The 25,024-nt window shown below is 49.0% G+C and carries 25 protein-coding genes and 1 pseudogene; 11 read left to right on the plus strand and 15 right to left on the minus strand.

Features of this window, described 5'->3' with window-relative positions; all coding sequences use genetic code 11:
- Window positions 1-9 precede the first annotated feature (9 nt).
- The 4 genes from GO003_RS00675 to brnA all read left to right on the plus strand — a co-directional run bounded on the left by GO003_RS00675 (window position 10) and on the right by brnA (window position 2,687).
- A protein-coding gene (locus GO003_RS00675) for an IS3 family transposase (protein WP_407942107.1) occupies window positions 10-1,487 on the plus strand; the annotation gives its coding sequence in 2 pieces (ribosomal slippage) (window positions 10-421 and window positions 421-1,487; 1,479 coding nt in all).
- Between the two features lie 75 nt (window positions 1,488-1,562).
- Entirely contained in the window at window positions 1,563-2,093 is a 531-nt protein-coding gene (locus GO003_RS00680) for a hypothetical protein (RefSeq protein ID WP_231088750.1), read from the plus strand.
- Window positions 2,094-2,164: 71 nt separating this feature from the next.
- Window positions 2,165-2,428, plus strand: a complete 264-nt coding sequence (locus tag GO003_RS00685; protein WP_159658594.1) for a BrnT family toxin — start codon at window positions 2,165-2,167, stop codon at window positions 2,426-2,428.
- A complete protein-coding gene (brnA, locus tag GO003_RS00690) occupies window positions 2,418-2,687 on the plus strand; it encodes a type II toxin-antitoxin system BrnA family antitoxin (RefSeq protein ID WP_159658593.1) in 270 nt (89 codons plus the stop codon). The genes GO003_RS00685 and brnA overlap by 11 nt, the downstream gene beginning before the upstream one ends.
- Before the next feature lie 352 nt (window positions 2,688-3,039).
- On the opposite strand, the gene GO003_RS00695 is transcribed toward brnA, so the two are convergent.
- Window positions 3,040-3,339, minus strand: a complete 300-nt coding sequence (locus GO003_RS00695; protein ID WP_206444769.1) for a type II toxin-antitoxin system Phd/YefM family antitoxin — start codon at window positions 3,337-3,339, stop codon at window positions 3,040-3,042.
- A gap of 2 nt (window positions 3,340-3,341) precedes the next feature.
- Between GO003_RS00695 and GO003_RS00700 the strand changes: the two genes are divergently transcribed.
- Window positions 3,342-3,680: a hypothetical protein gene (locus tag GO003_RS00700; RefSeq protein ID WP_159658592.1), complete on the plus strand. Its 339-nt coding sequence runs from the start codon at window positions 3,342-3,344 to the stop codon at window positions 3,678-3,680.
- Window positions 3,681-3,812: 132 nt separating this feature from the next.
- Here the strand turns inward: GO003_RS00700 and GO003_RS00705 are convergent, their stop codons facing one another.
- Complete coding sequence (locus GO003_RS00705) at window positions 3,813-5,177, minus strand: ATP-binding protein (RefSeq protein WP_331001615.1); 1,365 nt, start codon at window positions 5,175-5,177, stop codon at window positions 3,813-3,815.
- A 361-nt stretch (window positions 5,178-5,538) separates the two neighbouring features.
- Between GO003_RS00705 and GO003_RS00710 the strand changes: the two genes are divergently transcribed.
- Both GO003_RS00710 and GO003_RS26515 read left to right on the plus strand, forming a co-directional pair.
- A complete protein-coding gene (locus GO003_RS00710) occupies window positions 5,539-5,859 on the plus strand; it encodes a WecB/TagA/CpsF family glycosyltransferase (protein WP_231088751.1) in 321 nt (106 codons plus the stop codon).
- Window positions 5,860-5,872: 13 nt separating this feature from the next.
- Window positions 5,873-6,115 (plus strand): WecB/TagA/CpsF family glycosyltransferase, encoded by a 243-nt coding sequence (locus tag GO003_RS26515; RefSeq protein ID WP_407942108.1) that lies wholly within the window; start codon window positions 5,873-5,875, stop codon window positions 6,113-6,115.
- Window positions 6,116-6,481: 366 nt separating this feature from the next.
- Here the strand turns inward: GO003_RS26515 and GO003_RS00715 are convergent, their stop codons facing one another.
- The 6 genes from GO003_RS00715 to GO003_RS00740 form a co-directional block, all read right to left on the minus strand.
- Window positions 6,482-7,459: an NAD-dependent epimerase/dehydratase family protein gene (locus GO003_RS00715; protein ID WP_159658590.1), complete on the minus strand. Its 978-nt coding sequence runs from the start codon at window positions 7,457-7,459 to the stop codon at window positions 6,482-6,484.
- 4 nt (window positions 7,460-7,463) lie between these two features.
- Window positions 7,464-8,963, minus strand: a complete 1,500-nt coding sequence (locus tag GO003_RS00720) for a B12-binding domain-containing radical SAM protein (RefSeq protein WP_159658589.1) — start codon at window positions 8,961-8,963, stop codon at window positions 7,464-7,466.
- Window positions 8,964-9,056: 93 nt separating this feature from the next.
- Window positions 9,057-10,613 (minus strand): B12-binding domain-containing radical SAM protein, encoded by a 1,557-nt coding sequence (locus tag GO003_RS00725; protein ID WP_159658588.1) that lies wholly within the window; start codon window positions 10,611-10,613, stop codon window positions 9,057-9,059.
- A gap of 310 nt (window positions 10,614-10,923) precedes the next feature.
- Complete coding sequence (locus GO003_RS00730; protein ID WP_159658587.1) at window positions 10,924-11,733, minus strand: WecB/TagA/CpsF family glycosyltransferase; 810 nt, start codon at window positions 11,731-11,733, stop codon at window positions 10,924-10,926.
- Window positions 11,717-12,745: an NAD-dependent epimerase/dehydratase family protein gene (locus tag GO003_RS00735; RefSeq protein WP_159658586.1), complete on the minus strand. Its 1,029-nt coding sequence runs from the start codon at window positions 12,743-12,745 to the stop codon at window positions 11,717-11,719. Before GO003_RS00735 ends, GO003_RS00730 begins: the two co-directional genes overlap by 17 nt.
- Window positions 12,746-12,991: 246 nt before the next feature.
- Window positions 12,992-13,654, minus strand: a complete 663-nt coding sequence (locus GO003_RS00740; protein WP_159658585.1) for a PIG-L deacetylase family protein — start codon at window positions 13,652-13,654, stop codon at window positions 12,992-12,994.
- A 51-nt stretch (window positions 13,655-13,705) separates the two neighbouring features.
- On the opposite strand from GO003_RS00740, the gene GO003_RS00745 reads away from it, so the two are divergent.
- On the plus strand, window positions 13,706-14,863 hold the full coding sequence (locus GO003_RS00745; protein WP_159658584.1) for a glycosyltransferase family 4 protein: 1,158 nt from the start codon (window positions 13,706-13,708) through the stop codon (window positions 14,861-14,863).
- A gap of 25 nt (window positions 14,864-14,888) precedes the next feature.
- Here GO003_RS00745 and GO003_RS00750 read toward each other — a convergent pair whose 3' ends face one another.
- Window positions 14,889-16,073, minus strand: coding sequence for a glycosyltransferase family 4 protein (locus tag GO003_RS00750; protein WP_159658583.1), 1,185 nt, complete (start codon window positions 16,071-16,073; stop codon window positions 14,889-14,891).
- A gap of 329 nt (window positions 16,074-16,402) precedes the next feature.
- Between GO003_RS00750 and GO003_RS00755 the strand changes: the two are divergent.
- Window positions 16,403-16,723 (plus strand): annotated as a pseudogene (locus GO003_RS00755) (ISNCY family transposase); the annotation flags it as partial.
- A gap of 32 nt (window positions 16,724-16,755) precedes the next feature.
- On the opposite strand, the gene GO003_RS00760 reads toward GO003_RS00755, so the two are convergent.
- Together GO003_RS00760 and GO003_RS00765 are read right to left on the minus strand one after the other, a co-directional pair.
- A complete protein-coding gene (locus GO003_RS00760) occupies window positions 16,756-17,877 on the minus strand; it encodes a GGDEF domain-containing protein (RefSeq protein ID WP_159658582.1) in 1,122 nt (373 codons plus the stop codon).
- 681 nt (window positions 17,878-18,558) lie between these two features.
- The gene (locus GO003_RS00765) at window positions 18,559-19,044 is read right to left on the minus strand and encodes a DUF6328 family protein (RefSeq protein ID WP_159658581.1); all 486 of its coding nucleotides are present in this window, start codon (window positions 19,042-19,044) and stop codon (window positions 18,559-18,561) included.
- Window positions 19,045-19,431: 387 nt separating this feature from the next.
- Here GO003_RS00765 and GO003_RS26340 point away from each other — a divergent pair, with 387 nt between their 5' ends.
- Window positions 19,432-20,694, plus strand: coding sequence for an MgtC/SapB family protein (locus GO003_RS26340; RefSeq protein WP_159658580.1), 1,263 nt, complete (start codon window positions 19,432-19,434; stop codon window positions 20,692-20,694).
- 508 nt (window positions 20,695-21,202) lie between these two features.
- Window positions 21,203-21,649 (plus strand): hypothetical protein, encoded by a 447-nt coding sequence (locus GO003_RS00775; protein WP_407942052.1) that lies wholly within the window; start codon window positions 21,203-21,205, stop codon window positions 21,647-21,649.
- 90 nt (window positions 21,650-21,739) lie between these two features.
- On the opposite strand, the gene GO003_RS00780 is transcribed toward GO003_RS00775, so the two are convergent.
- The 4 genes from GO003_RS00780 to GO003_RS00795 are packed head-to-tail and all read right to left on the minus strand — an operon-like array spanning window position 21,740 to window position 24,735.
- On the minus strand, window positions 21,740-21,931 hold the full coding sequence (locus GO003_RS00780; RefSeq protein WP_159657960.1) for a hypothetical protein: 192 nt from the start codon (window positions 21,929-21,931) through the stop codon (window positions 21,740-21,742).
- Window positions 21,928-22,686, minus strand: coding sequence for an IS21-like element helper ATPase IstB (gene istB / locus GO003_RS00785; protein WP_231088753.1), 759 nt, complete (start codon window positions 22,684-22,686; stop codon window positions 21,928-21,930). The genes GO003_RS00780 and istB overlap by 4 nt, the downstream gene beginning before the upstream one ends.
- Complete coding sequence (gene istA / locus GO003_RS00790; RefSeq protein ID WP_231088754.1) at window positions 22,679-24,301, minus strand: IS21 family transposase; 1,623 nt, start codon at window positions 24,299-24,301, stop codon at window positions 22,679-22,681. The genes istB and istA overlap by 8 nt, the downstream gene beginning before the upstream one ends.
- The gene (locus GO003_RS00795; protein ID WP_159658566.1) at window positions 24,301-24,735 is read right to left on the minus strand and encodes a hypothetical protein; all 435 of its coding nucleotides are present in this window, start codon (window positions 24,733-24,735) and stop codon (window positions 24,301-24,303) included. The genes istA and GO003_RS00795 overlap by 1 nt, the downstream gene beginning before the upstream one ends.
- Between the last annotated feature and the right edge of the window lie 289 nt (window positions 24,736-25,024).

Genomic DNA, 25,024 nt, shown 5'->3' on the forward strand with positions numbered 1-25,024 from the left:
GCAGAGACCATGGAATCACCACAAGTAACTGCGCCGGAGGTCGCGTTGGAAGACGCCCGTAGGGCGGCTGAAAACGCGACCTCCGGCGCGCGGCCCGACCCAGAGGTGGTTGCCACCGCCCAGCGCCGACAATTTACCAGCAGCGACAAGCGCCGCATCCTGGAGGCCGCTGATCGCTGTACCCAGCTGGGTGAGATTGGCGCTTTATTGCGCAAAGAAAGGATTTACTCCTCCCATCTGTCCACTTGGCGTAGGCAGCGTGCTGCCGATGAGCGCGCCGCGCTGGCGCCGCAAAAACGTGGGCGTAAGGCCGACCCTGCGCAGGCCGAGGATCGTCGTGTGCACCAACTTACCCAGGAAAATGAGCGTCTGCGCCGCAGACTGGCTCAGGCCAATGCCATTATTGATGTCCAAAAAAAACTTTGCGTCTTGTTCGGTCTGCCGACGGACGAGACGCCGAGCGAGTCCTGCTGATGCAAGCCCTTAACCAGTTGGCCCCGGAGGTCGGCCTGGCGCCGGCTTGCGCGGCCCTGAATTTGAACCGCAGTTCGGTCTATCGCGAGGATGCCCGCCGGCGCCTCTTGGTACCTGTGCCGGTAACACGGCTGCCTCGTCCGTCTGCCCCGCTGGCTTTCTCGACCAATGAGCGGCAGCAACTGCTGGCGGTGCTTAACAGCGAACGCTTCGCCGACTGCTCGCCGTATTTTGTCTATGCCACCCTGCTGGACGAGGGGCGCTACATCGGCTCGGTGCGCACCTTGTACCGCGCCCTGGAGGCGGACGGCCTGTCGGCGGAGCGCAGGCGCCAACGGATGCACCCGGTTTACACCAAACCGGAACTCCTGGCCACCGCGCCCAATCAAGTCTGGAGCTGGGATATCACGAAACTCAAAGGCCCGGCCAAATGGACCTGTTTCCACCTGTATGTGATCCTGGATATTTTCAGCCGCTATGTGGTCGGTTGGATGGTCGCTCCGCGGGAAACCGCCGAACTGGCCGAGCAGCTCATCGCCGAAACAGTGGCCAAGCACAACATCACGCCGCATACGCTGACGCTGCATGCCGACCGCGGTTCCAGCATGCGCAGCAAGCCGGTGGCCGCCTTGCTGGTTGATCTGGAGGTCACCAAGACCCATAGCCGGCCTTATGTCTCAGATGACAATCCCTATTCCGAGGCCCAGTTCAAAACCCTGAAATATCGGCCTGATTTCCCCGCCCGCTTCGGATGCCTTGAAGATGCCCGCAGCCATTGCCAACGCTTCTTCTTGTGGTACAACCAGTCCCATTGCCACTCGGGCATCGGTTACATGACCCCGGACACCGTCCATTTCGACCAAGCGGCTACGGTATACCAAGCACGCGCAAAAACCCTGGAGATTGCCTTCCTCGCCAATCCAAAGCGATTCAAAGGAAAGTGCCCTTTACCACCCAGCTTGCCTAACGCCGTTTGGATTAATCCGCCTATTAACACAAAGGGAGAAACTTGACCCATAAATACACAACAGTTAGACACTAAATAAAACAACTTGGTGTCTCAAAGTCATTGACACATTCCGGACCTCGTGCGTAAGAACAAGCGTCCAATCGCCTTGTTTGTCGATGAGGCACACGATCTGAACAGCCATACGCTAACCGGTCTGAAGCGTTTAATAGAAGTGATTGAGGATGGCGATGGCCGATTGTCCGTAATTCTTTCCGGACATCCGAAGTTACGCAACGATCTGCGGCGACCAACGATGGAAGAGATTGGTTTTCGTACCGATGTGTTCAACTTGGATGGTATTGCCGGCAGCCAGCGTGAATACATCCATTGGCTAATCAGTTCATGCACGAAGAGCGACATTGCCGTTGAATCCATTCTGACACAGGAAGCCATTGACCTGTTAGCAACGCGATTGCGGACACTGTTGCAAATCCAACTGCATCTCACTTTGTCGCTTGAAGCGAGCTACCCAACCGGCGGAACGCCAGTATCGGGCGATCTAGTTGAATCGGTGTTGTCACGCCAACTGGGCGACCTGAAGCCAACATTAACCCGACACGGCTATCAAGTCAAAGATCTGGTAGAGCAGTTCGAATATCAGGGTGAGTAAGTGTGCTTACTAATAATTTACTCCCAACTTTCTGCCTTGCTAAATGAGTAAAAAAGGAATATTTTATACTCATGAATGATTTCGAATACGATGACGATAAGAGTCAGGCCAATTTGGAAAAACATGGAATTGGCTTCCATGCGGCCCAAGAACTTTGGGATGACCCTGATCTTCTCGAGTTCCCTGCCAAATCCGACAATGAACCTCGATTTCTTGTCATTGGCCGTATCGGGGCAAAGCACTGGTCGGCCGTTATCACCTACAGAAATGAGAAAGTCCGTCTGATATCTGTCAGGCGATCTCGCAAGAAAGAGGTAGAGTTATATGAAAGCTAAAGATTTCGATAAAAAATTTGATGAAGGAAAAGAAGATATTATTGACGATCTTGACCTTTCGCGTGGTCGTCGTGTCAACCACATTCAAAAACGTATCAATGTCGATTTCCCATCTTGGGTGGTCGAATCTCTAGATCGTGAAGCCGCTCGCATAGGTGTTACGCGGCAATCAATTATAAAAGTCTGGCTGGTTGAGCGTCTAAAGGCTGAAGCAGCTAACAAGCCGCAGAATAGTGACACCTCAAACAGCACACATTAGCGGAGCAATAGGAATATCTGGGGGCAGAGTAAAATTGAATGCCAACATTTGCCTAGCCTGGCAAGGCGGATTCGCTAACAGGCCGTCCGCCATGGCTTTGAAGAATATTGGCGTTTTGCTATCGTGACGGTGTATAGGATCCGATAGTTGTGAATGATCAGATGACGTTTCTTCCAGAAAGAAATTATTTTCCGGAGCGAGTGAGCAACGTAACGGAAACGAAGAGAGCGATTGGAACTTAGTGTAGATGTTCCGATACCAATTCATCGCGTTTTGCGGTGAATCTTCATATAAAGATAGTCATCCTTGATGTCCTGTTCGACCTCAGGAAGAATAATGACTGATTAACGCTTCACCGTTCAATCGCATGTATACGCTCGAATTCTTCAAAAAATGCCTTGATGTTCCGGCCTTTCCCCAGTTTCATGGACTCTAAGCCCTTGCGGATCCCATCAATAGCTTCCAGCTTATCTATCATGGCTTGATAGGTGGTTGCATCCTGCACCACGATTTCTGCTTGGCTATTAACCGTCAGGACTTCAGGTTGGCCAGATTGTTTTAGTCGGTCGAGATGCGTGCGCGCGTTACGCTGAAAATCGGTCAGTGAATAGATACTGTCTGTTCTTGTTAATGGCCAATTAAACTGAGCCAAAAATGACTAAAGCCGACATTCTTGCCGCTCTGGACTCTCCCAGCCATTTGGAAATTCTGTCCCGTATCAACCCGGTAAGGCATGCATTCAAACAGGCTTTTTCACAGCCGATTCCATTCTCTCCTCCACATAAATCGGCCGCATTGCAAAAAGAATCCCTGATTTCCAGTGTTGCGCAAGAGGCTAAGGCATCTTATGAAGATGTTGCACTAAAGTGGTCCCCATTGTCCTTTGCAAGAAAACAAATTTATGCGCGACCTCCTGATAACCCGCATGGGAAGCTTTTGCGAACTAAGGTTATCAGGTGGGTCTCCACCAAATTCAATGACTCCCTTAATTGATCCGGAGCCATGGTTACGCCAACGGCTTCATGGATGATTGTCTGATCCGTTTGCTCGATGTCAGCATATTTTGCGTTAACGATGAAGATGATTGATTCCGGTCTTGGTTTCTCTGCCCTATTCACACTCACTCTAGTTAATGATCTTGAGTGTTCTCCGCTCGGCGACGTTTAAAATGAAACGCCAAGCAGGAACAACGTTGATTTGACCGGAGTCGACAACAATTTTGTCTTCTTCATTGCGGGTGACAATGATGCCTGAAGATAACTGCAACTCGGACATTGCCTCGTTAAGCGCGGCTACTTCTCTGTTCTTTGTTTTGGAGTTAGCAATTGACTCGCAGACCTGAACAAGCATTCGGGAACCATCGCTTTCCTTGGCTATGAAATCCACCTCCTTACCCGCTTTGGTTTTGAAATAAAAAATATCGGGAGTTAATCGGCGCAAAGCAGTGAACACTAAGTTTTCCAATAAATGTCCTGAGTTGATGAGGATTCCCGAGCTTACGGAAGTAACCAGGGAGTGATCGATGCAGTAGATCTTCTTTGGGTTTGTATTCGACCTGGCCAAAGATGCATCAAAAATACGCACCGTGAACATGACATAGGCGTCTTCAAACCATTCAAGATAATCGGATACGGCAGATTTTGGCGCCTTATGTCCAAGCGACTTGAGATAGCCGGTCAGGTTGTTGATTGAATACAACGATGCGGTGTTGTCGATCAGCCAGTGCGCAAGATCCACAACCGCTCTCGGGTGAGAAATATCATGCCGTTCGACGAGATCACGGAATAATATCGCGCTAAAATATTCCTGATGAATTTTTATCCGTAGCGATTTATCAAGGTTTACAACTTCTGGGAAACCTCCAGCCGTCCAGAAATCTTCAAACCCTTTCTGTATAAGAAGTCGTTTCCGCGTCGAAAGCGGCCCCCGATTTTCAATACCACGGCAATCAAGGAACTCCTGAAAAGAGAAAGGGAAAATTTCCCATGACAGGGCCCGTCCCCGCATCTGCGTCGCAATCTCTTTCGACAACATTTGCGCCGATGAACCGGTAATGTAAACTTCACATTTTTCTGTTCTCATCAGGCGGTCCACAAAAGGCTCCCAGCCATGGATCATCTGTATCTCGTCAAAAAAACAGTAGATTTTTTCTTTGTTCTTTTTTTCCGGGAACAGTGAGAAGTAAGCTTCGAGTATTGCGGCCAAGCCTTCATGTTGAAGGCGGTGTAAACGGTCATCGAAAAAATTAAGGTAAAGGATATTCTGCCTGTCTACTCCGCTGTCGAGTAAGCGCTTCATCAGCTGGAATAGAAAAGTCGATTTACCGCCGCGTCGAACGCCTATACAAATAGTGGCCTTCTCTGTGACGGGCGTCACTTCAATGAGTCGTGGAGTTCCTGTGTTTAAATCAATCTCCTGAAAATCCAGGATTATTTCCTTCAATGTATCGATCATTTTGCCTCTTATCGAGCTGCGGTCGCTAATCCTCATTTAGATGGAGCTGACATGGTAAACCTGCCAATCCAGCAATTAATATTACCGGATATAATAAAAACTGGAAATATTTATTACTGATACAGTAATAATTGGGCGTTCGAAATAACTGTAATAACAAGAGTAAAAATTAAATGCCAACATTTGCCTAATCCGTAAGGCGGATTCGCCATCAGGCAATCCGCCATAACTTTGAAAAATATTGGCGTTTTGCTATAGCGAAAACGCCCTATCGGTTATCGATTTTTACATCGGGTTGTGTTTTTTGAGCTTATTTTTCTTTGCGCTAGACGACCGCTTTTTTTCTCATACTCGTAGCTGAAAAGACCAGTCCCTGTTCGTTAAAGCCTTGGTAACAATGGACGAATTACCGCTGGTTTGGTACGCCAATTGTGTACATAACGCTAACCTTAAAGATCGGGTCTGTGGGCCCGAGTTGATGCTGCGCTGTCTGGATGAAGGCCGGAGCAAAGTCTGGCGGCATTTTTTTCTGGGCGGTAAAGACGCCGTACTGATTGATTTGGTTAGCAAGATGCGGGAGCGCTTTCCCGATGTTGAAATCGTGGGCTGGCATTCTCCCCCTTTCAGGGCATTGTCCGAACAAGAAGATACCGTTTTGGTTGAGATGATCAATAGCCTGCAACCGGATTTTTTTATGGGTCGGGTTAGGCGCGCCTAAACTAGAAAAATGGATTGCTGCGCATCTTGCCCGTGTCAATGTTCTGGTACAAGTCGGCGTGGGTGCCGCTTTCGATTTTCATCCGGGACATGTCAAACGTTCACCTGTCTGGATGCAAAAAACGGGCTTGGAATGGGTCTATCGCATGCTCCAGGATCGCCGGTTGATTAAGCGCTATTTGATGACCAATCCGGTATTTTTGGCGTTGTTTTTAAGAGATTTCATCAACGCAAAGATTAGGAATTTTTCTACTTAAATCCTGCAAACAAGCACTGAGAAAGTCAAAATAAACTTAAATCAATAATAGTATTTATTCATATCCAGCAATTGAGTAGTCATGATTATGATGAACCATCACGCCGCAAGCCAATCCCGCGAAATTAGTGTCCGCCAGTATTCAGGAAAAAGTCCATGTCAGCGTCAGCAAGGTTTAACCAGTCAGTCTGGCTAATCCGGTGATCAAATTTTTAAAGAGTATTGGTTTCCCTCTGTGTCAGGCCGGAACGAGGATTGGCAAGCCAAAGTCCGCTTCAATCCCGTTAAACCGACGGATAATGCGATAAAAAATATCCGACACTACCGTTCATAAATTTTTCAACTCATTCGACAGCTACGGTGGCATTTACCGAAGTAGGATTTTTGCTAGTCCATCCCCAACTGAGGTCGTAGGTTCAAACCCGAATTCTGATCTAGCGCGTTGCTGAGAGTATTCTGGGCCTCCTAACAAAAGAGACCCATAGACATGATCCGACGAGTATGACTTCCAATGTGGCAGCATTCCTGTCGCACCTAAGTTACGGTTAATCCAACGCAGTTCCTGAGCAACCCGTACGACACGGACGGGCACCGGCACGAGCTTCGGAACGTGGATTTTAATTTCCGCTGAAGCAGAAACGATGGCTTGAAGGCTGGTGAGTGACGGACCAGCAATATTGGCAGTACATGAACCTGTGATATTTGACGTGCCCGCTCTAATGATAGCCTCGATCAAGTCGTCGATATACACGAGCGAGAAGCGACGTGGAGTGCGACCAGCGGTGAACACATAGTTGCTGCCAAGCATTGACGTCACGAGTCCAGTAAATCCGCATATATCGCCGGGACCGTATACCTGACAAGGGCGGAGTATCACGTAGCAAAAGTCACCCGGAGCGCCACGGGTAATTTCGAGTTCTGCAGCGGCCTTGCTTTGACCGTAGCTGTCATCGCCTCCCAGCGGGCAATCTTCATCAATCAATGTCTTGAGTGGAGGCGAATAAGCGCAGACAGAACTAAGGAAAACCAACCGTTTTACTCCGTTTACCAGGCAAGCCTGTAGCAGCGTTCGAGTGCCGTCGCGGTTAATGTGCCATTGTGCTGAATGCCCGCCCTTGCCGGGAACGATTGCGGCAAGATGGTAGACCACCGAGACTCCTCGAAGCGCTGCCGTTATCGATTGTTTAACGGTAATATCGCCGCGGAACCACTGTACGCCTTGAATTTTCAGAATATTCGTGCCGCCTCGCGTTAAAGCATTTACCTGTTGCCCATCAGCGGCCAGCCTGCGAATCAAGTGGCTGCCGACAAATCCCGTTGCACCTGTTACCAGTGATACTTCCACAAACTTAGCCGTTAGCCCGGATAGCGTTTCGGATAGCGTATATTGCACCTTTAGGGTATCGTAGAATCAGACGGACGTTGTAGATAAGTTCGCTAATGGATATAAGCGATCTGAGCGCAAAAATGATGAGACGCTTGCGTAGATAGGCACGGTAAATCGATTGAATGATTTCGGGGTCGAAATCGGCAGTCTTGACCTGATTGTATTCAGTTTCAATTGTCCCATTATGCAAGCCTTGTGCGGCAATTTCATGGTAAACATCGGTGCCGGGAATAGGTATCAATGGCTGTAACATCGGCACAACGCCGAACCGCCAATAGCGGTCCAGCGCATAAGCAACGGTTGCTTGAATATCGCTCAGGCTTTCGCCAGGAAAACCGATGATATAAAAAGCATGAAGACGAAGACCGGCTTCGTGACAATAACGCATCATTGCTTCAACTTGTTGGAGGTCCAGCCGCTTGCGAACGATATTATCGATAACGCTTTGCACGCCCGATTCAATAGCGACGGTCAGGAATTGGCAGCCTGATTCCTTGGCGCGGTGGACTCGAGGCAGGGTCCACGCATCTCCACGAACGCCGTTTGGGGTATCCCATTTAATTTTGGGGTTGAAGGTCATCATGTAATCGACGATTTCATCATAACGCCCGGGAACATGCACCAAGTTGTCGTCTTCGAAATGAATAAAGTCGACGCCGTAGTCGTCTACCAGAAGCTTGATGTGCCTGCGTGTGTACTCAGGCGAATTCGCCCGGAACTTGTAACCCATCGTGGTTTGAATGGAACAAAATACACACTTATGCGGGCAACCGCGACTGGTCAGTAAACTGATCGGCCGCTCACCCCATTCCCGAAACCGCGGCGATAGTCCGCGCCGAGCCAGCGCAAAATATTCCTCCATCGGAATAAGATCATAAGCCGGTAGTGGTAATTCGTCTAATGGATCTATAAACGACACCGGCGCGCGCGGGTTAGATCGAAGCAACTTCAAGTCCTCCGGCTCGCCGATGACACCGGGTAAATGCGGATTATTCTCGCCTTGCTGCAAGGCAATCAACAGCTGAGTCAGGCGCTCCTCGCCTTCACCCACGACTACATAATCAATAGATGGGCGCATTAGCGCTTCGATAGGAAAAACCGAGACGTGCGGTCCGCCAATGACAACAATCGCATCGGGTGCGATACGCTTGGCCAGATCGGCAAAGTGATAAGCCCGTTCGATTTGCGCTGTGAACATATTGGAGATCCCGATAACATCGGGATTGGCCGCACGAATCCGGGCTTCCATCTGCTCGTCGGTATCGCCGAAAATCCATTGCTTGCCTTCATTCCGTATGTCCGCGCTCATGCGCGCGTCGTAGATCTGAATTGATCCGCGCCATTGGCTTTCCCGCAGATATGCGGCAATAGACAGCAAACCCACCGGCGGGCTTATAGCAGGCCGGGCTTTCATACCATCCAATTGAACGCGTTGATTCGGCACACAAAGCATAAGTTTCATTGTTATGGATTCCCGAATGGTTTTTCTTCCGACAAGGACCTGACTTCGCAGTTTGTTTCGTGTTTGCGTTACAATGAGTCTCTAAAAGAAACATCACCTGCGCATAACCCGTGCCACATCGGTTTTGGATATGATGACAGAGTCGCCTGTCAATAGTTGTATCGCTCGCCAAAAACGCTTGGATAACCCAGACCATCCTTGCCCGCGTGTCAGACGAACCAGGTAGTGCGCCTGCCGCCAAAGCCATCCGGGCTTTCTGAACTTACGCCGTAACCAACTGGTGTGCGCATCGGTAGTGAAACGCTCCAGATATTCGCAGGAAAAATCCGGGTAGTTGATAACACTCATGTTGCTGCCGTCATATTCTTCCCATCTGAAGGACCGGATCCTGCCTTCAGCCGCAAGCTCGTTATAGAAATCTGTACCGGGACAGGGTGTCGCCATGCTGAACTGAACTGAATCGATATCAAGCTCGCAGGCATATTCGAATGTTGCCTCCATCGTCTCCCGGGTTTCGTTTGTTAATCCGAATACGACGGACATGTGAGTCTTGATGCCGAGTTTACCTGCCTTATCGATCAGTTTTTCCAGGCGATGCACCTTGAGCGGTTTTTTTATTGCATCAAGGATTTCTGAGTCAGCACTGTCCAAACCGAACTTCAGGCCCACACAGCCTGCATCCGCCATGCATTCCAGCATCTCGTCATTTAAGGCAATGGCATCGCCCATCGCCGACCAGGCAATATTCAAATGACGCCGTTTGATCTCAGCGCAAAGCTGACGCACATGTTTCCTATTCGAGGTAAAGTTGTCATCATCAAAATAGATTTCCTTGACGTCAAACTTGTTAATCAGCAGTTGCATCTCGTCAACGATGCGCGGGGCGCTGAAGTAACGTTGCGGCTCGCCACGGTACAACACTTGTATCCAGACGCAGAAGTTACAGCGATAGGGGCATCCGCGGCTAGTGTGCATGCTTGCCGTCGGGGTATGTTGAAACATCCCGTCATAATAAGCGGTGATTGCCGGTTCCGAATTCCGGGGAAATAGGTGCCGTGCAGGCGGCGGTAATTGGTCAAGAGGATCGATAAGGGGCGCCTGCGGATTGACAAGTACTCGTCCATCATTTGCCCGATAGGCTAATCCTGCCACATTTGCCAGCGGGACACCCTCTCGCAAGGCTTTGGTCAAGTTAAGGCATGCCAGCTCGTATTCGCCTATCAGTATGAAATCGATATGAGAGTGCTGCTTCAGTAATTCACTTGCAAACACACTGGCATGAGAGCCTGCTACTACGATTTTTGCTCCGGTTTGTTCTTTGAGTTGATAGGAAAATCGCAATGCATCAACAATCACGGCGGTATTCGGTTCCAGAAGAATAACGGCCGGCTTTGTTTCGAGTGCACCCTGCAAAAACTCATTCTCGGAAAGATTCAATGGGACGCCGTCGATCACGGAAATATTAAAACCTTCGCGCTCGAGTAATGCCGCAGTATACGCGAGGAAGAAAGGAAAGGTCACATAACGCGGCCGTTCGGTTGACTGTTTCAATAAAGTGAGCGGGAAACGCATGCCCGAGCCCAGCATGTAGCGTTCCAGTCCGTCGGATAGAGGGCGGCGAAAGGCTGGATTGGCGATCAAAATATTCATTTAATTGCGCGTGAAACCCCGCCGTTCAGGGCGAGGAGGTAAGCGCGTCAGCCATAGCCGACCCTCTCCACGCATTCTCCGTAATTTGGCTTACTTGGTTGTAGTTAATTCACATTATTTAAGTTAAAAATTGAAACATGGGTAATAACGCATATAAATTGCCGCACGATGAATGATCTTGGACGTGTCCAGAGTATTCAACAACACTTGATCGCGACATCAATGCGAACGCGAGCGGGCTGCTCGTTAATAGCCTTTGGAGATTGAGTTAGTCATGTTCGGTTAGTCCGCATAAGCATCGTTCGTTGAATTAGGAATCCCCTTCCTTTAGAGTAGGGAGAAGCCAAGACTCGACCTTGTTTATAGCAAAAAAACGATCTTTAAGAACATGACTTGCGAACTCGAAAGCCCCCGGATAAACCCTCGACCGGTAATGGGGCTCATGGATGAAGCGGTGAATCCATTCAACACCCAGAGCGGAGACCCAGAATGGCGCCCGGTATTTTTCGCCTGCATATACGCCGATCGTGCCCCCGCCAATATGCCAGCACAGTGCACCACTGCATATTTCGCGGGCATCCAGCAGGATTCGCTCTGATTTCGGGGTACCCGCACCTACCAGGACAACATCAACATCCGAATGTTTGCGCAAAATTTCCTTATAAGCGTCGGCATCTGAAAAGCCATGAAATGCTTCGGCGATTCGCCAAGCACCTTGGCGCGTATTGATATACTCGGCGGCAAGTTTTACTTGGTGCGGCGTACCGCCGATGAGAAGCGCATTGATACGTTGGAAAGGAGGCCAGTCCAGCGCACGGTCACACAATGCCGTTGCAACCACACGGGGCGGCGTTTGCCTGAACAAAATACGAAACACCAAGGAGACACCTACACCGTCAATGCAAATAAGGTCGCATGCATGCAAAAACTTGCGCACAACCGGTTCGCGATGGGCAAAATTGTATACGTGCGGGTTAAGAAAGCCCACAAGTTGGCCTTGTCTGGCGGGCTTGCGTATCCACTCCTGTAGAAAAGCATCTAACTCCGGCAGGTTACCGGTATGTAGTGGCAACCTGCCGAACTTATAGGGCTTTATGCCAAAATTAGTGGCAGTAAGCACGGTCATTGCCTAATTCGCTGCTACTGTGTCCGCTAACGGTTGGTTGTCGAGCGTTCTTGATCGCACGGGCCCGGTAGTGGTTTAAAATGCGTTCAAGGCCGTTCGACAAGCTGATACTTGGCCGCCATCCCGTATCGGCAATGGCTTTTGCGATGTCTGGAACCTTGTCGAAGGCTTCGATATACCGATTACCATAGAGGCTTACCGGATCCACGTACTGCAACGTGGAGCTTGAATTGCACAAGCGCACGATGGCTAATGCTAATTCTTCTATCCTAATGACGCTATCCGGGTGACCAATGTTGTAAATATTGTTCAGCCGTCCTTTTGCCTGCACCTGGATGATACCGTTTACAAGATCGAGAACATGGCAGAAAGAACGAACCTGTTGGCCGGTGCCGAAAATTTGCAGTTCTTGTCCACTTAGTGCGGATTCGAAAAACTTAGGGATGACGAAACCAATGGCTGAACTTTGCCATTCTCCCATTGCATTGAATGGTCGAACAATCCGGAGTTCGAATGCGCCTTCCTCGGCGAGGTTCAGCAACACATGTTCAGCCGTTAACTTAGCAAGTGCATACTCCATTCTGGCGCCGCGCTTGCATGGCACAATCTGCTCAGCGGATTCTTGAAACCGCCCGTCCCGCCCGTAAACCTCTGACGATGAGACGTAGAGGAGACGGGCACCTGAATGGCTTGCAATCCGAGCAGCTTTCTCTGCCAGGGCGAGAATTTCTTGTGCGATGTAACCGTACTTTTCCAAGATGCCGAGCGATCCTACGGGACTAGCTAGATGATAGACCTCGTTAAATATGCCCATGTCGTCGGACATGGTTCGAAAATCTGTGGTGAGAATTGTGATACGGCCAATCAGATCGGAAAAATCCAGTTGGGTCGAGCTTAGATTGTCAACAACTACAATCCTGCTGTCCGGTTCTGTCTCCAATAAGCGCTTGCAGAGGTGATAGCCTATGAACCCAAGCCCACCGCTTACGAGAATTTGCTTTTCCATTATTGAACACCTGTAGGTTTGATTATTCCTTGAGATTTGCAAAACGGAGGCAATTAAGTCCGACTCCAACGCATTTGTTTATTCTAACAAAAAATATCATTGTCTTAATGTAATAAATCAATGCCCAACTGGAATTCTTTCCAAGGAACGGGGCGGCTTATTTTTTGTAAACAGTAAAAGATAATGACGGAATTATAATTGTCGAATTGACGGGTACGGTCTAATAAATACCAGACGCTGGAATATTTATCGGCTATCGACAATTCGCTTGACCCGAAACGCTTCAGCATAGGATTTGCATATTTGCGCGCCACGCAGGCAGGCTTGAGCACGAAGGGTTTCCGGTGACCTGTGTCCACGGACCTGTGAGGCATAAAGCGCGTAAGCCGTTAATTTGCGCTCGATTTGTATCTCACGGAAGTAGGTTGGTTCGCTTGGCGCCGAATGAAACCAGACCACACTGTCGGGCTGTTCAAATATCAGCACATTCGGCACAAACCAATTGCTGTCATGCGGCCGGGTAGCCACCAATCCGGCATCGTATACCGCCCGATGATCTTGGTTATAAGAAGGCTCGGGCATAAGCACGGTAAGAGGTTTCAGCCGGTTTATGGTTTGTTCTATGGTAGGGATAAGATCGGGCATCCGGTAATTGTTTACCGGATTATCGAGCACTTCCCATTGGAACTCGAGCATTCCGGCAGCTCGTTCCAGCTCTTGTATTCGTTCGTTACGAGAAACAGTAGGCCGGTCCTCTGCGCCGAAGTAAAGCACAAAGCAGTCAGGCCCTAAAAAGGAAAAGCAGCCCAACACCTCATCGTCGATGTGCGGGGACAATATTAGGATGTTATGATTCGCGGCCATTTCGGCATTGTATTCGAAGATTCCGGAAAATACATCTCTATGCAAATCTCCTGCGGACTTACGCAGTCCCAAACACCATCCCAGTCCGGACGTAAAATGCGTATTTTAATTATTCAGAACCACTACATTGGTTTCGGCGGCGACGATGTTGTAGTTGCGGCCGAAACCTCGCTCCTTCAATCAAAGGGGCACGAAGTGTCATTGTGGAGTTTACGAAATGACGACCTCACTCATTTGAGACCTAAAATCGAAACAGCGCTGAATTTGACTTATAACCACAAAGTGAAAGCGGCTCTGGCTAAACATATTGCTAAATTTCGTCCGGATGTGATGCATTGCCATAACCTGTTTCCCCGTATTACCCCGGCCGCTTATGATGCTGCACGAGAGGCTAACGTGCCGATAGTGCAGACCTTGCACGATTTTCGTTCTTTTTGCTGCGCCGGCGCCTTCCTTTATAGGAAAGAACTGCCATGCGAGCTTTGCGTGACCGGCTCGTCCTATTGGGGGGCTTGGCACCGTTGCTACCGAGGGTCTTGGGTTGGCTCCCTTGTGCTATCACATACGCTCGATTTCCATCGGCGGCACAAAACCTTGCAGCGGCAAATACAACGTTTTATTGCACCATCGGAAGCATCGAAATACCGGTTTGTTGCTGCCGGATTGCCGGACGACCGCATCATCGTCAAGCCTAATTTCATCAAGGATCCAGGCTATATACTTTGTGAAAATCGCAAAGGCGCGTTATTCGCTGGCCGACTTAGTCCTGAAAAAGGCATAACAACACTGATTAAGGCATGGGAACATATCCGATATCCATTAAGTATTCTTGGAAACGGGCCCCTGATGAAAAACCTTCAAAGAATACCCAACCCATGCCTGACATTTCTCGGACATCAACCTAATTCTGAAGTTGGGCGTTTCATGAGCCAAGCCGAGTTTTTGGTGATGCCGTCTGAATGGATTGAAACATTTGGAATGGTCATCGTGGAGGCATTCGCCTACGGCTTGCCGGTTATTGCCAGCCGGTTGGGCGCTATGGCCGAAATTATCGATGACGGCGTCACCGGCCTGCATTTTATCTCCGGAGATGCCAACGACTTAGCGGCAAAGGTTAATTGGGCGATTTCCCACCCTGAACGAATGGCGGAAATGGGCGTTGCTGCACGGCGTGTTTATGAGGCCAGATACAACGAACACGAAAATTACCGGCAGCTTATTCAAATATATGAATCTGCACAAGCAAAGGTCTAAAAGCTGGTACGCACTCGTGCTGAGTTTAAGGGTGTTTAAGGCATGACATAATGCCTTCGGCGAAGCGTTCCGCCATATTTTCAATAGTATATTGCTGTGAACTGATTAATGCACCATTACTTAACTCTTGCAGACGGGATTCTGCTCCAAGCAAAGAAATAATTTCGTCTGCATAAACCCGGACATCGTCGACAATCAACAGCCCGTTTACGCCATCGTTTAGGTAATCGATTTCGGGACTATGAACCGGAATATCGGTAGTGATCAACGGCAATCCTGCGGCGAAGGCATCCAAGATAACGAGCCCAACAAGTCCCGGACAGAGGAGTAATTTTGACAGGCGAAAGCACAACGCCTTTTCCTTACCGAAAGAAGGACCGAGATAATGAATACGATGATCACTGTCGGCAGCCTGTCGCACTAGATCCCTCATGACGCCATCACCCAGCAACAGCAAGTGGAAGTCGGGCCGATCGGCATGAATTAATTTCACCACCTCAAATAAAAACTCCAAACGCTTATCGCCGTACAACCCGCCGCAGAACACGCCAATTGGCGCATCGATAGGAATATGATTTACTTTTGCAAAGTCTTGTAACTCAGCCGTTGTCACCGACAACAGTGCCGAGCGAAAGCCGGAAACATCCACGCTGTTGTTGAGGACGGTAATCTGCTTACTTGGTATGCCATCAAGTAACAGGTAGTCGCGTGTCCCTGCCGTGTAAGCGAACCACCATTGCCCTGCTCGCGTTATTGTACGACGCAGCAGCTCCGTGAACGAACCCTCACCGGTTCGTAACTTCTTCCACCATACCCAGTAAGCAAGTTTGGGACGTCCTAACAGCGCGACAATGCTAAGAGGGTAATTCAACAAATGCCCGTTAGCGTTGAGCACAATGACTAGATCTGAGGATAGCATCCGCCAAAATATCGGTTGGTAGAGCACCTTACCACCAAAAAACCAGTAGTTTTTGACCTTCAGACCAATTGACTCAGGCAAATCGACTAAGTCACGCTTGGCAGCTTGGTCGGCATTCGGTGTCCCATAGGCAACTTGCAGCTTGATATCATTCTGTAGTAAATGTTGATAGAGCAATTCGTAAAGCTTCGATCGATAGTGCGGAACCACCGGCTGGACGATAAGAACGCGAGCACGCATGTAATAAGTGACTTTAGAGCCTCTAAATAAAGCTCTTAATTTTCTAAACATCACTTAGTTCGACTTTGTCATGTTGTTTTTACCACTTACTCATTTTGGACAGTTTTTCTTTTTCTTGATTAAAGCCACAGGTAGTTTTGATAATCCTTGCAGACATAAAGATAAATTGTTAATGAGTGATCTTGCCAGTTCATTGATGTTTTAGTTTGTTGAGTATAGTTAGCGCCTGAAAGAAAACCCAATTAAGCTATACAACACAATATGTTATAATTAAACAGAAGCACCAAGACCTATCGTGCTAACACCGATCTTACCACTCATCCGCCTAAAATTGGCTTGTGAGTGGATAAATCCACACAATCTTCCTCACGTGAAAATACATGCGCACTGTCATCCAGCCGCAACTGAAACTTGGCGAAATGAATATTGTCGCTATTGTCATCGAGCCCAAGTCGCGTGACGATATCCCTCAACTCTTGCGCGGCCTGCAATGCATTTACACCGAACCGGCCTTGCGCGAACGCATCTTCGCCATTCTCAAGGATGTGCTGCCCGAGCGAGTGGGCGCGCCAGGTAAGGCGAGCGTAACAACAGGACGTCCCGGTATGGTGCATTGGAAGATCCTGGTGCTGGGTGTACTGCGTTTAGGGCTGAATGCCGATTACGACCGCATTCAAGAATTGGCCAATCAGCATGCGACAACTACGCTGACATTTACCGCAACATTCACATACTATTTTTTACTCGTAACCTGACTGCTCCTGACACAATTCTTGCCATCACGTTTTGCCAGATATACGCCCTCATCTGCTGCCTTCAATAGAGCATCTGGTGTTTCCATCACATCTTTACGTACAGCAACGCCCACACTAATGCTACCTAACCAAATACCTTCACCGACTGTTACCTGCAAGTTGGCGATGTTCTTACGTATCAATTCCGCTAAATTGATTGCTCCTTCCAGGGGCGTATCCCTGCAAATGATGAGAAATTCATCTCCACCCAAACGACAAACAATTTCATCGGTCCGGACGCTATATTTCAATTCTCGAGCCAAGACTTGCAATAGAGCATCGCCAGAATCATGACCATAGTTGTCATTGATCTGTTTGAAACCATCGGCATCAATCATCATGCAAGCCAACAGCGAAGCTTTTGCATCGGTGGCACTCCAAAGTTGGCGTAATACATTCATGGCGTAGCGACGATTGGGTAATTCGGTCAACACATCCGTCATGGCTATTTTTTCTAGTTGAACATTGGCATCACTCAATGCTTGTGTTCTCTCCTGAACTTTTGATTCCAGAGTTTTGTTCATCTCTTGCAATACCAAATTACGTGCGGATAACTGGTGGAATAAACCAGTTAAGGCAGCCAATAGGGGTTCAGTGGTTTGCGAACGGTTTTTTTCATCAGCCAAATAAGCGTCTTGTGCAGATTTTCCCGCCTTTATCGCGGCCAATTGCCTAGCCATATCCTGATCCACTCCTAAAATATGGTAGGCCAGCCAATTAATCAGAAAACCTAATAACTGCTCACTGCCTGCACCAGATGTAGGACAAAGCTCTGCTTTCATAGCAAAAACTTGCTGCATGAAACTATTGTGCTCATTCTTTTGAAATTGGAGATGCCTGTCGTCTATTCCCGACTCAAGCATCAGTTTCTCCTCGTCCTGAAAGTGATATTGAGCGTAATCAGCCAGTCGACTCAACAAATCCTCGATATCGGCCAACTTTAACTCATTTTCTGTTAATAGCTCGCCAAACTCGTTCATCATATCCACCAATTTATGATGTTGATCGTCAACATCTGCCAATCCGGTTAGATACATTTCCCCCCATTGAAATGACTGCATGAAAATCCCCCTTAAATTATGTGCGCTAGCCAACCTGATCTATAAGGCATGTCGACGTTATAATTCCAATGATTGCTCAGGTTTAGTTTCTTGATTTCATAATCGGTTTTTCTTGCACCTATCCGGCTTTTCATCTCAGATTAATTGGTTTTAAAAGTTCAGTTTTTCTCACATTAAGTGCCACTGGGATTTTGCCTTATCACATTAAGTGATTTTATCTTTTAGAACTTCTCATTTTTTTGATTCCATTCAGAGCATAAAAATGAGGTGTTGTGAGTACAAAGCCCATTAAGCGGCCACTCGAAATTTTTAATTGTATTTGACTTTGGACTGGTAATTCAGGCCAAAAGCAAACCGCTAAGTTGTAGTCTTTAGTGACAGCCGCTAAGGAGATAGGTGTTAAGTGATATCTATTTGAAATTAAGATATACACACAAAAGGGAAAAGAGACGGTGCGACAACGAACATTAACTCAGCGTTAAGGACATGGATTTTTTCGAACCGTTTGTGTGTGGGTTGGGCGGGTGGTTACTACCCGAACTGCTGCCGTCGGCAACTGCAATTATCTGACGAAAATATAGTTTTGACTCGGTTCATTTTTAACCAAACGTGGGATGGCACTTTCAACCGTTATTTGGTAACTACCCAAGGTTAGCCTGGGCCGGATAATTGCTGGCTCGCCTACAATCGTTTTTTATAGGTTAGAGGAAGCAACCACCAGATTATAAGAATAAGCAAGCTTACGAATGCTGTTACGAATAGGCTCACGATCGAGCCGATTACCTGCGAAAGAACCAGTTGTGTAACCAGGATCAGGGCGAAGGAAAGAGCCACCAGGCCCACTAGAATCATCCGGGTGGCAAAAGTTTTGAACAACACCCGGTTTCCCAAGGGGCGGGCCAGGCGATGATGGGCAGCTGGGGCACTAAAAAAGATCATGCTGGTAATAGAGCAGAGAAAGGTTGCGGCATAAACCCATTTCTCGAAGTCATGAATTTTGTCAAATCCCTGGTTGAAAGGCAGCACAATCAAGAAAGCGGTAAGCACCTGAGCGCCTTGCAGCAAAATCCGTAATTCCTGCAACATGTCGTCCAGGCTTCCCTCTTCGGAAACTTCGCTATCATTTGCCTCGGGTTCAGCAAGGTGTTTGGTATTTTCGTCAATCATTTTTACTTCTTGTTAATACGAATCTCCTGAACGCCGATTTTACACGGTTATGTTGCAACTATTCATAAAGTGAAAAGTTGCACTTATCGGCGGGCACAGTTATTTTGGGTGTTAACGATACAAAGGAGGGGTGATTTACACTGTGCAATGGTCTACATTCTTCTCTTGACTGAAATGTCCAGGATACCGTATGGTTTAATTCGCTGCCAATCAACAAGGCAGTATAAGCAGCAAAATCCCACTAAAGTGCGGTCTAATTTTGTACAAAACCGGATCCACCTACACATGAGCTGTTTATCAACCGTGCGTTCAGCTTGATTTAACTTTCATGTTTCCAGCCACTCGAAGACAATTGGTCTCTAAATAGAGAGTCACAGCGGAGAATACGTGAACTCGATCACCCTCACAGCTCAACCCATTCTTGCTTATGGCATTGCGGTAGGCATTGGTCTGCTCATTGGCGCCGAACGCGAACGGCGTAAAGGGATCGGTCCCACTCGCTCAGCAATGGGCATTCGAACGTTCTCCACGACTTCTCTTCTGGGTGCTGTGAGTTTAACGCTAGGCGGTTCGGCGCTGCTTGCGGTGATAGCATTAGCTGTTGCAGGGCTCACCGCGATGACTTTTCGGCTCAGTCACGAGCAAGATCCAGGTTTGACAACCGAGGTGGCACTGTTACTAACCCTTCTCCTTGGCGGCTTAGCAATGCACGAGCCCGCCTTGGCTTCAGGGCTGGCCGTAATCCTGACTATCTTGCTGACCGCACGAAGCTTCCTTCACCGTTTTGTCAGCACAATCTTGAGTGAGACCGAACTCAACGACGCGCTGATTCTCGCTGCTGCAGCGCTGGTGTTGTTACCCCTCGCCCCAGACCAGTACTTGGGTCCTTTCAACTCCTTAAATCCTCGGACGATCTGGAAAATTGTTATCCTTATCATGGCCATCAGCTCAACTGGGTACATCTCACTGCGGATAATGGGGCCGCGTATCGGTCTTCCCATCACAGGTCTCACTTCGGGCTTTGTATCAAGCGCCGCCACCATCAGTTCAATGGGAGCACGAGCCGTTCAGGACCCAAACCTTTTGTGGGGCGCCGTAGCGGGTGCGGTCTTATCGACCGTAGCCACCGTTATTCAAATGACCGTGGTTTTAGAGGCAACCAATCAGGCAACACTTTTTGTGCTATGGCTGCCGCTGGCCTGTGCCGGCACTACTGCAGCAGCCTATGGCGTGATTTTTACCATAAAAGCCCTGCGTCAAAAAGCGCCGGATGCTGTTAGCCTGGGGCAACCATTCAGTCTCAAGACAGCCTTGCTCTTCGCTGCGACTGTTTCAGCCGTCATGCTGCTCGCCGCCGCTCTTCAACAGTGGTTAGGCAAAGAAGGTGTCATCGCAGCCGCTGCGATTGCTGGCTTTGCCGATACCCATTCCGCGGCTGTCGCGGTGGCTTCCCTTGTGGCAGCCGGGAAACTCAGCGCCAACGAAGCCGCATTGCCTATCCTTGCGAGCCTGACGACAAACACCATCACGAAGATCGTACTCGCTATCCTGAGCGGCAACTGGCGGTTTGTCAGTGTAATCATCCCAGGACTGGTTCTGGTTATTCTTGCAGCCTGGCTTGGCGCAGCATTCACTCTAGGATACTTTTGACTAACACTGCCAAAAGTTCCGGACGTCTGTAATATAATGTACGGTAGTGCGCTTAAAGCGACTGTCCGCTAACTTATCTGATGTTGTAGTAGGGATTAAATTAAGCGCAGGCACTGTAATTTTGAAATAGTAGCTGTGGTTCTTTTCCGTTTTTGAAAGCAAATTCGCAAACCAGCAATCAGCGCATTTTTCGACCGGAATTGGCTGCAACTGACGGGCATTCAAACCGAGAATATTTACAACTGAACCTGCAATCACCCGCCGCAAACCGATTTATTTGCAACTGAAATATATCGCCGGCCAACGGCGGCAGTAGGCCATTTTGCGACATTCAAGTATTTCTGCGTAGGTCGTCGGCTTTAAAATACAAAGCTGTCGTTTAACGTGGACGTCACCGGACGCTGATTATGAGCGGTTTGATCGGTCTACCAACCTCGGAAAGCCAGCAATTCTCAATTTAGCCAATGCTGGTAAACTGTGTTGATTTTTTCATATCCGTAAACGGACGATGGCTTACCCATTTAACCCAAAAGAACAATTCACGCAATCCCGCTGGGTCGAGCGAATCAGGCAAGTTTTCGAACCAGTGCCCGACGGTCGTAGTGGAAGTGGCGTTTACCAGAAATACACCATGGTCGATGCAGCGCTGAGTGCGTTTTCGGTGTTTTTCATGCAATCGCCCTCGTTTCTGGAGTATCAGAGGACGATGCAAAAAGAGCGCGGCAAGAATAACGCACAGAGTTTGTTTGGGGTCTATCAAATTCCGAGTGACAATCAGATTCGGAATCTGCTGGATGCGGTGTCGCCCGACGCCCTCTGGCCTTTGTACCGCTGGCTGTTGCAAGCGTTGGAAGGGCAAGGCAAACTCAAAGAATTTCATGTGCTGGGCGACAGCGTATTAGTGGCGTTGGATGGTGTGGAATACTTCGGTTCGCAGAAGATTCATTGCTGTTAACGCCGACATAAACCCGCAACTATTTGCCGCAGGATAAAATCAAAAAAATACGGCGGACGGCACATCTTCAAAGCATTATCAAACGCCCCGCTAAAATGGGATCTCATCATTGAAATCGCACTCCTCATGTTCCGCCTGTTGTTCATCCTGTATTGTTTTGTACATGTCCAGGATTTCCTCACCATAACGTTGCCAAATGGCTTCTTTCAAATCATCGAGGAACTGATAGACGCAATCGGCCTCTTCCGGTGTCCAATGGGTGGTTATTTTCAGTATTTTCATTTGGCGCCCCCTTGTTGTCTGCTGCGTCGTTCCGCCGCTTGTTCTTTGGCCTCTTTCATGCGGTAAGATTTTCCCTCGATCGCGATGATTTCACTATGATGAACCTGTCGGTCAACCAGAGAGACGACACAAGCGGCATTGGGGAAGACGTCGTTCCATTCGGCGAACGGGCGATTGGTGGTGACCAGCGTTGAACGTTGTTCATAGCGTTGATTGACGATTTCAAACAGCAGATCCGCGTGGCGGTTGCTGTAGGAGAGATAGCCGACTTCATCGATGATTAACAAAGCCGGTTTGGCGTAGTGCTTGATTCTTCGCCGCAGGGCGTTGTCACTGTCCAGGGCGGCCAGGTCATTGAGCATGTTGGCGGCCGTTGTGAACAAGACCGTATGGCCGCGCATCACCGCTTGATAGCCGAGGTTTTGCGCCAGGGTTGATTTGCCCACGCCGTTACCGCCCAGTAGGATGAGATTATTGGCCCCGGTTAAAAAATCCAATTGCATTAACGCATGCATCGCTTTTTGATCTATTTTGTCCGGCCACTGCCAATCAAATTCGGTTAAAGGTTTAAAGCGTCCTAGTTTGGCGTGACTTAAACGGCGCTCCAGTGAACGCTGTTTTCGCTCTTGCCGTTCCCAATTTAATACGGTTTCCAGCCAGGGATACTGTGCTTGCGTCAGTTCATGCCAATGCGCCTGCACCCCATGAAACTTGAGCTCAATCGCTTGTTGCTTGAGTTGTTCGGCATCAATCATGGTTTTCCTCCTTGGTTATCGCTGTTATAGCGTTCTCCGGCTCTGGTTCTTTCTTTTGCTCATTCTTTTTCTCCTTCTCCTTCTCCTTCTCCTTGTCCTGCTCTGTTTCGCTGTCATTGACCGGGCCGTCCTCATGACTGGGATTGAGTTGGTCATAGTCAGCCAGGTTGACCGCTTTGATGTGGTACGGCTTGACTTTATCGGGTACCGCGACAGCCAGGGGCGGCGGTTGCCGTTTTTCATCACGCCGGCGTTCCAGGATTTGTTGCACCGCTTGCGGGTAGGGCGATTGCTGTTTGAGCGCTTCGTCGAGCGCGCTGTGCAATTCGTCCCGGCCATAGTCATCCAATAGCTGATTCAGTAAGCGAAGGGTGGTGGTTAACACATGACCCCGTTGGATGGCTTGCTGCAGGAAAAGGGGAATATGCGCGGAAGCGGCGCTTAAGCGGTCTTGCCCGCGGTGCTGCTTGGCGTTGGTTTTTTGCAGCCATAAGGCATTGATATGGCTTTCATCTTCGATTTGCCTGCCTTTATCAAAACTGCGTCGATGTTCGGCAATCACGTGTTCGCCATCTAGGATGCATAGTTGCTTAAGATCGGCGATCACCGTCAGCGGTTTTTGGACGTGCTGATGCGGAATCGAGTAATCATTCCAGTCAAAGCGGATATAAGGCGTTTTTCGGGCCGTGACCGGTTTCCTTTCACGGGTATCAAACGGGTTGTCCGGCAGACTGAGTAAACTCGGTTGCTCTTGATGAAAAGCCTCCTTCACCGTCAACTCGGTATTTTCCGGGCAGCGCCGCTCGCCGCTAACGCCTTGACACCATTGATCGGCCTGTTGATTCAGTTCTTCGAGTGTTTGAAAATGCCGCGCGGCAAAAAAATTATCCCGGATATAACGAATCGCCCGCTCCACACGGCCTTTTTCATTGCCGCGCGCGACGGCGACCGGGCGTGGCTCAAAGCGATAATGCGCGGATAAGGCCAGCAACGTGGGATGAAAACGGATGGCGTCGCCTTGGCGTTCCAGCACGGCCGACTTGAGATTGTCATAGAGCAGCACCTTGGGTAAGCCATTCCAGGCCTCGAACGCCGCCACATGACCGCGTAAAAAGTTTTCCATTTGTTGATTGAGGTAAAACTGCAAATAGATTTGCCGCGACCAACTTAACACCATCACAAACGCCATTAACGGTCGTTTGGCTTTGCCTATGTGAATCGAACCAAAGTGTCCCCAATCGACTTGGGCTTGTTCACCGGATAAGGTTTTTAAGCGCAAATAGGCTTCCGGCTGTTTGCGCGGGCGCAGTTGACTGATGCGCTGGCGAAACTGGCTGGGGCCACCGGGATAACCCCGTTGTTTCGCCATCTCATACAATCTTGCGGCCGTCAGGGTCGGAAACTGCGCCAATGTCGCCATGATAAACGGCAAATACGCATCGATGATCGATGGCCGCGGTGAGCGTTCAACCTTCGGGAGGCCTGCTTGCGATAACACGCGGTCAACAACAGAATGATGGATGCCCAACTGTGTGGCAATCGTGCCGACTCGCCACTGCTCCACAAAATGATAACGCAGTATTTTCGCTTCAATGTCTTTATTTAGGGTCATCATCACCCCTCACCCGCGTAGCGGTTCCGGAATACAGGTAAAATCCGGCCGGCATGGACAAAATCCCGGCGTAACAAAGGCGCACAAACGGCACCGCAATGGTGACAACGCAAATGACCGTCCATGAGTTCGATGGTTTCGGTTTTTTCGAGCCCGGTGCGCTTACGTTTCAGTACATCATGAGCGGTCACCTGTAGGGAACCCTGATGCGTTACTTTTTGTTTCTGTCGTTCTCGAAACCGTTGTTGACGGCTGGCATTATGGAAGCGTCCTGAGCGTGTGGACTGATATTTTTTCCCGGCGCGCCTGCGGGACTCTAAACGGGCGGACGCGGCGCATCCGCCGGTGCAATAACGCTGACCACGATCACAACGTGAGCAGATGATGACCTGTGTATGACAACGGTGACAATAATAAAGGCGGGCGGTGCGGCACATCGACACAAAGGCCGATGAGGGCTGAATTTATTCCTCAGATATGTCACACTGAGGATCGTGCTTCGGCACGGTTTTGGGGGTATGGCGTCAGCGTTGACCGTCAAATCTTTGTGGCGTCATACCTTCTCTCAACGACACCGCTCTTTATACCGCTGACCGTGTTGTTTTGCTTGATTATTGATGAATGGTGTTCGTGAAAAAACAGCCATCACGATTATTTCAGCATGCTATTTAAAGCTGGGGGATAACGGGGGGATTTTACTATTCGGCAAATAACTGCGGATTTGGG

The sequence above is a fragment of the Methylicorpusculum oleiharenae genome, assembly GCF_009828925.2.
GTDB lineage: Bacteria > Pseudomonadota > Gammaproteobacteria > Methylococcales > Methylomonadaceae > Methylicorpusculum > Methylicorpusculum oleiharenae.

What these genes read in the sequence shown, in the direction of transcription:
- GO003_RS00745 (WP_159658584.1), top strand. Translation starts at nt 13,706, where the DNA reads ATGCGTATTTTAATTATTCAGAACCACTACATTGGTTTCGGCGGCGAC.
- GO003_RS00725 (WP_159658588.1), bottom strand. Translation starts at nt 10,613, where the DNA reads ATGAATATTTTGATCGCCAATCCAGCCTTTCGCCGCCCTCTATCCGAC.
- GO003_RS00750 (WP_159658583.1), bottom strand. Translation starts at nt 16,073, where the DNA reads ATGTTTAGAAAATTAAGAGCTTTATTTAGAGGCTCTAAAGTCACTTAT.
- brnA (WP_159658593.1), top strand. Translation starts at nt 2,418, where the DNA reads ATGAAAGCTAAAGATTTCGATAAAAAATTTGATGAAGGAAAAGAAGAT.
- GO003_RS00720 (WP_159658589.1), bottom strand. Translation starts at nt 8,963, where the DNA reads ATGAAACTTATGCTTTGTGTGCCGAATCAACGCGTTCAATTGGATGGT.
- GO003_RS00780 (WP_159657960.1), bottom strand. Translation starts at nt 21,931, where the DNA reads ATGAAAATACTGAAAATAACCACCCATTGGACACCGGAAGAGGCCGAT.
- GO003_RS00710 (WP_231088751.1), top strand. Translation starts at nt 5,539, where the DNA reads ATGGACGAATTACCGCTGGTTTGGTACGCCAATTGTGTACATAACGCT.
- istB (WP_231088753.1), bottom strand. Translation starts at nt 22,686, where the DNA reads ATGATTGATGCCGAACAACTCAAGCAACAAGCGATTGAGCTCAAGTTT.
- GO003_RS00765 (WP_159658581.1), bottom strand. Translation starts at nt 19,044, where the DNA reads ATGATTGACGAAAATACCAAACACCTTGCTGAACCCGAGGCAAATGAT.
- GO003_RS00685 (WP_159658594.1), top strand. Translation starts at nt 2,165, where the DNA reads ATGAATGATTTCGAATACGATGACGATAAGAGTCAGGCCAATTTGGAA.
- GO003_RS00735 (WP_159658586.1), bottom strand. Translation starts at nt 12,745, where the DNA reads ATGGAAAAGCAAATTCTCGTAAGCGGTGGGCTTGGGTTCATAGGCTAT.
- GO003_RS00700 (WP_159658592.1), top strand. Translation starts at nt 3,342, where the DNA reads ATGACTAAAGCCGACATTCTTGCCGCTCTGGACTCTCCCAGCCATTTG.
- GO003_RS00760 (WP_159658582.1), bottom strand. Translation starts at nt 17,877, where the DNA reads ATGCAGTCATTTCAATGGGGGGAAATGTATCTAACCGGATTGGCAGAT.
- istA (WP_231088754.1), bottom strand. Translation starts at nt 24,301, where the DNA reads ATGATGACCCTAAATAAAGACATTGAAGCGAAAATACTGCGTTATCAT.
- GO003_RS00775 (WP_407942052.1), top strand. Translation starts at nt 21,203, where the DNA reads ATGGCTTACCCATTTAACCCAAAAGAACAATTCACGCAATCCCGCTGG.
- GO003_RS00795 (WP_159658566.1), bottom strand. Translation starts at nt 24,735, where the DNA reads ATGTGCCGCACCGCCCGCCTTTATTATTGTCACCGTTGTCATACACAG.
- GO003_RS00705 (WP_331001615.1), bottom strand. Translation starts at nt 5,177, where the DNA reads ATGAGGATTAGCGACCGCAGCTCGATAAGAGGCAAAATGATCGATACA.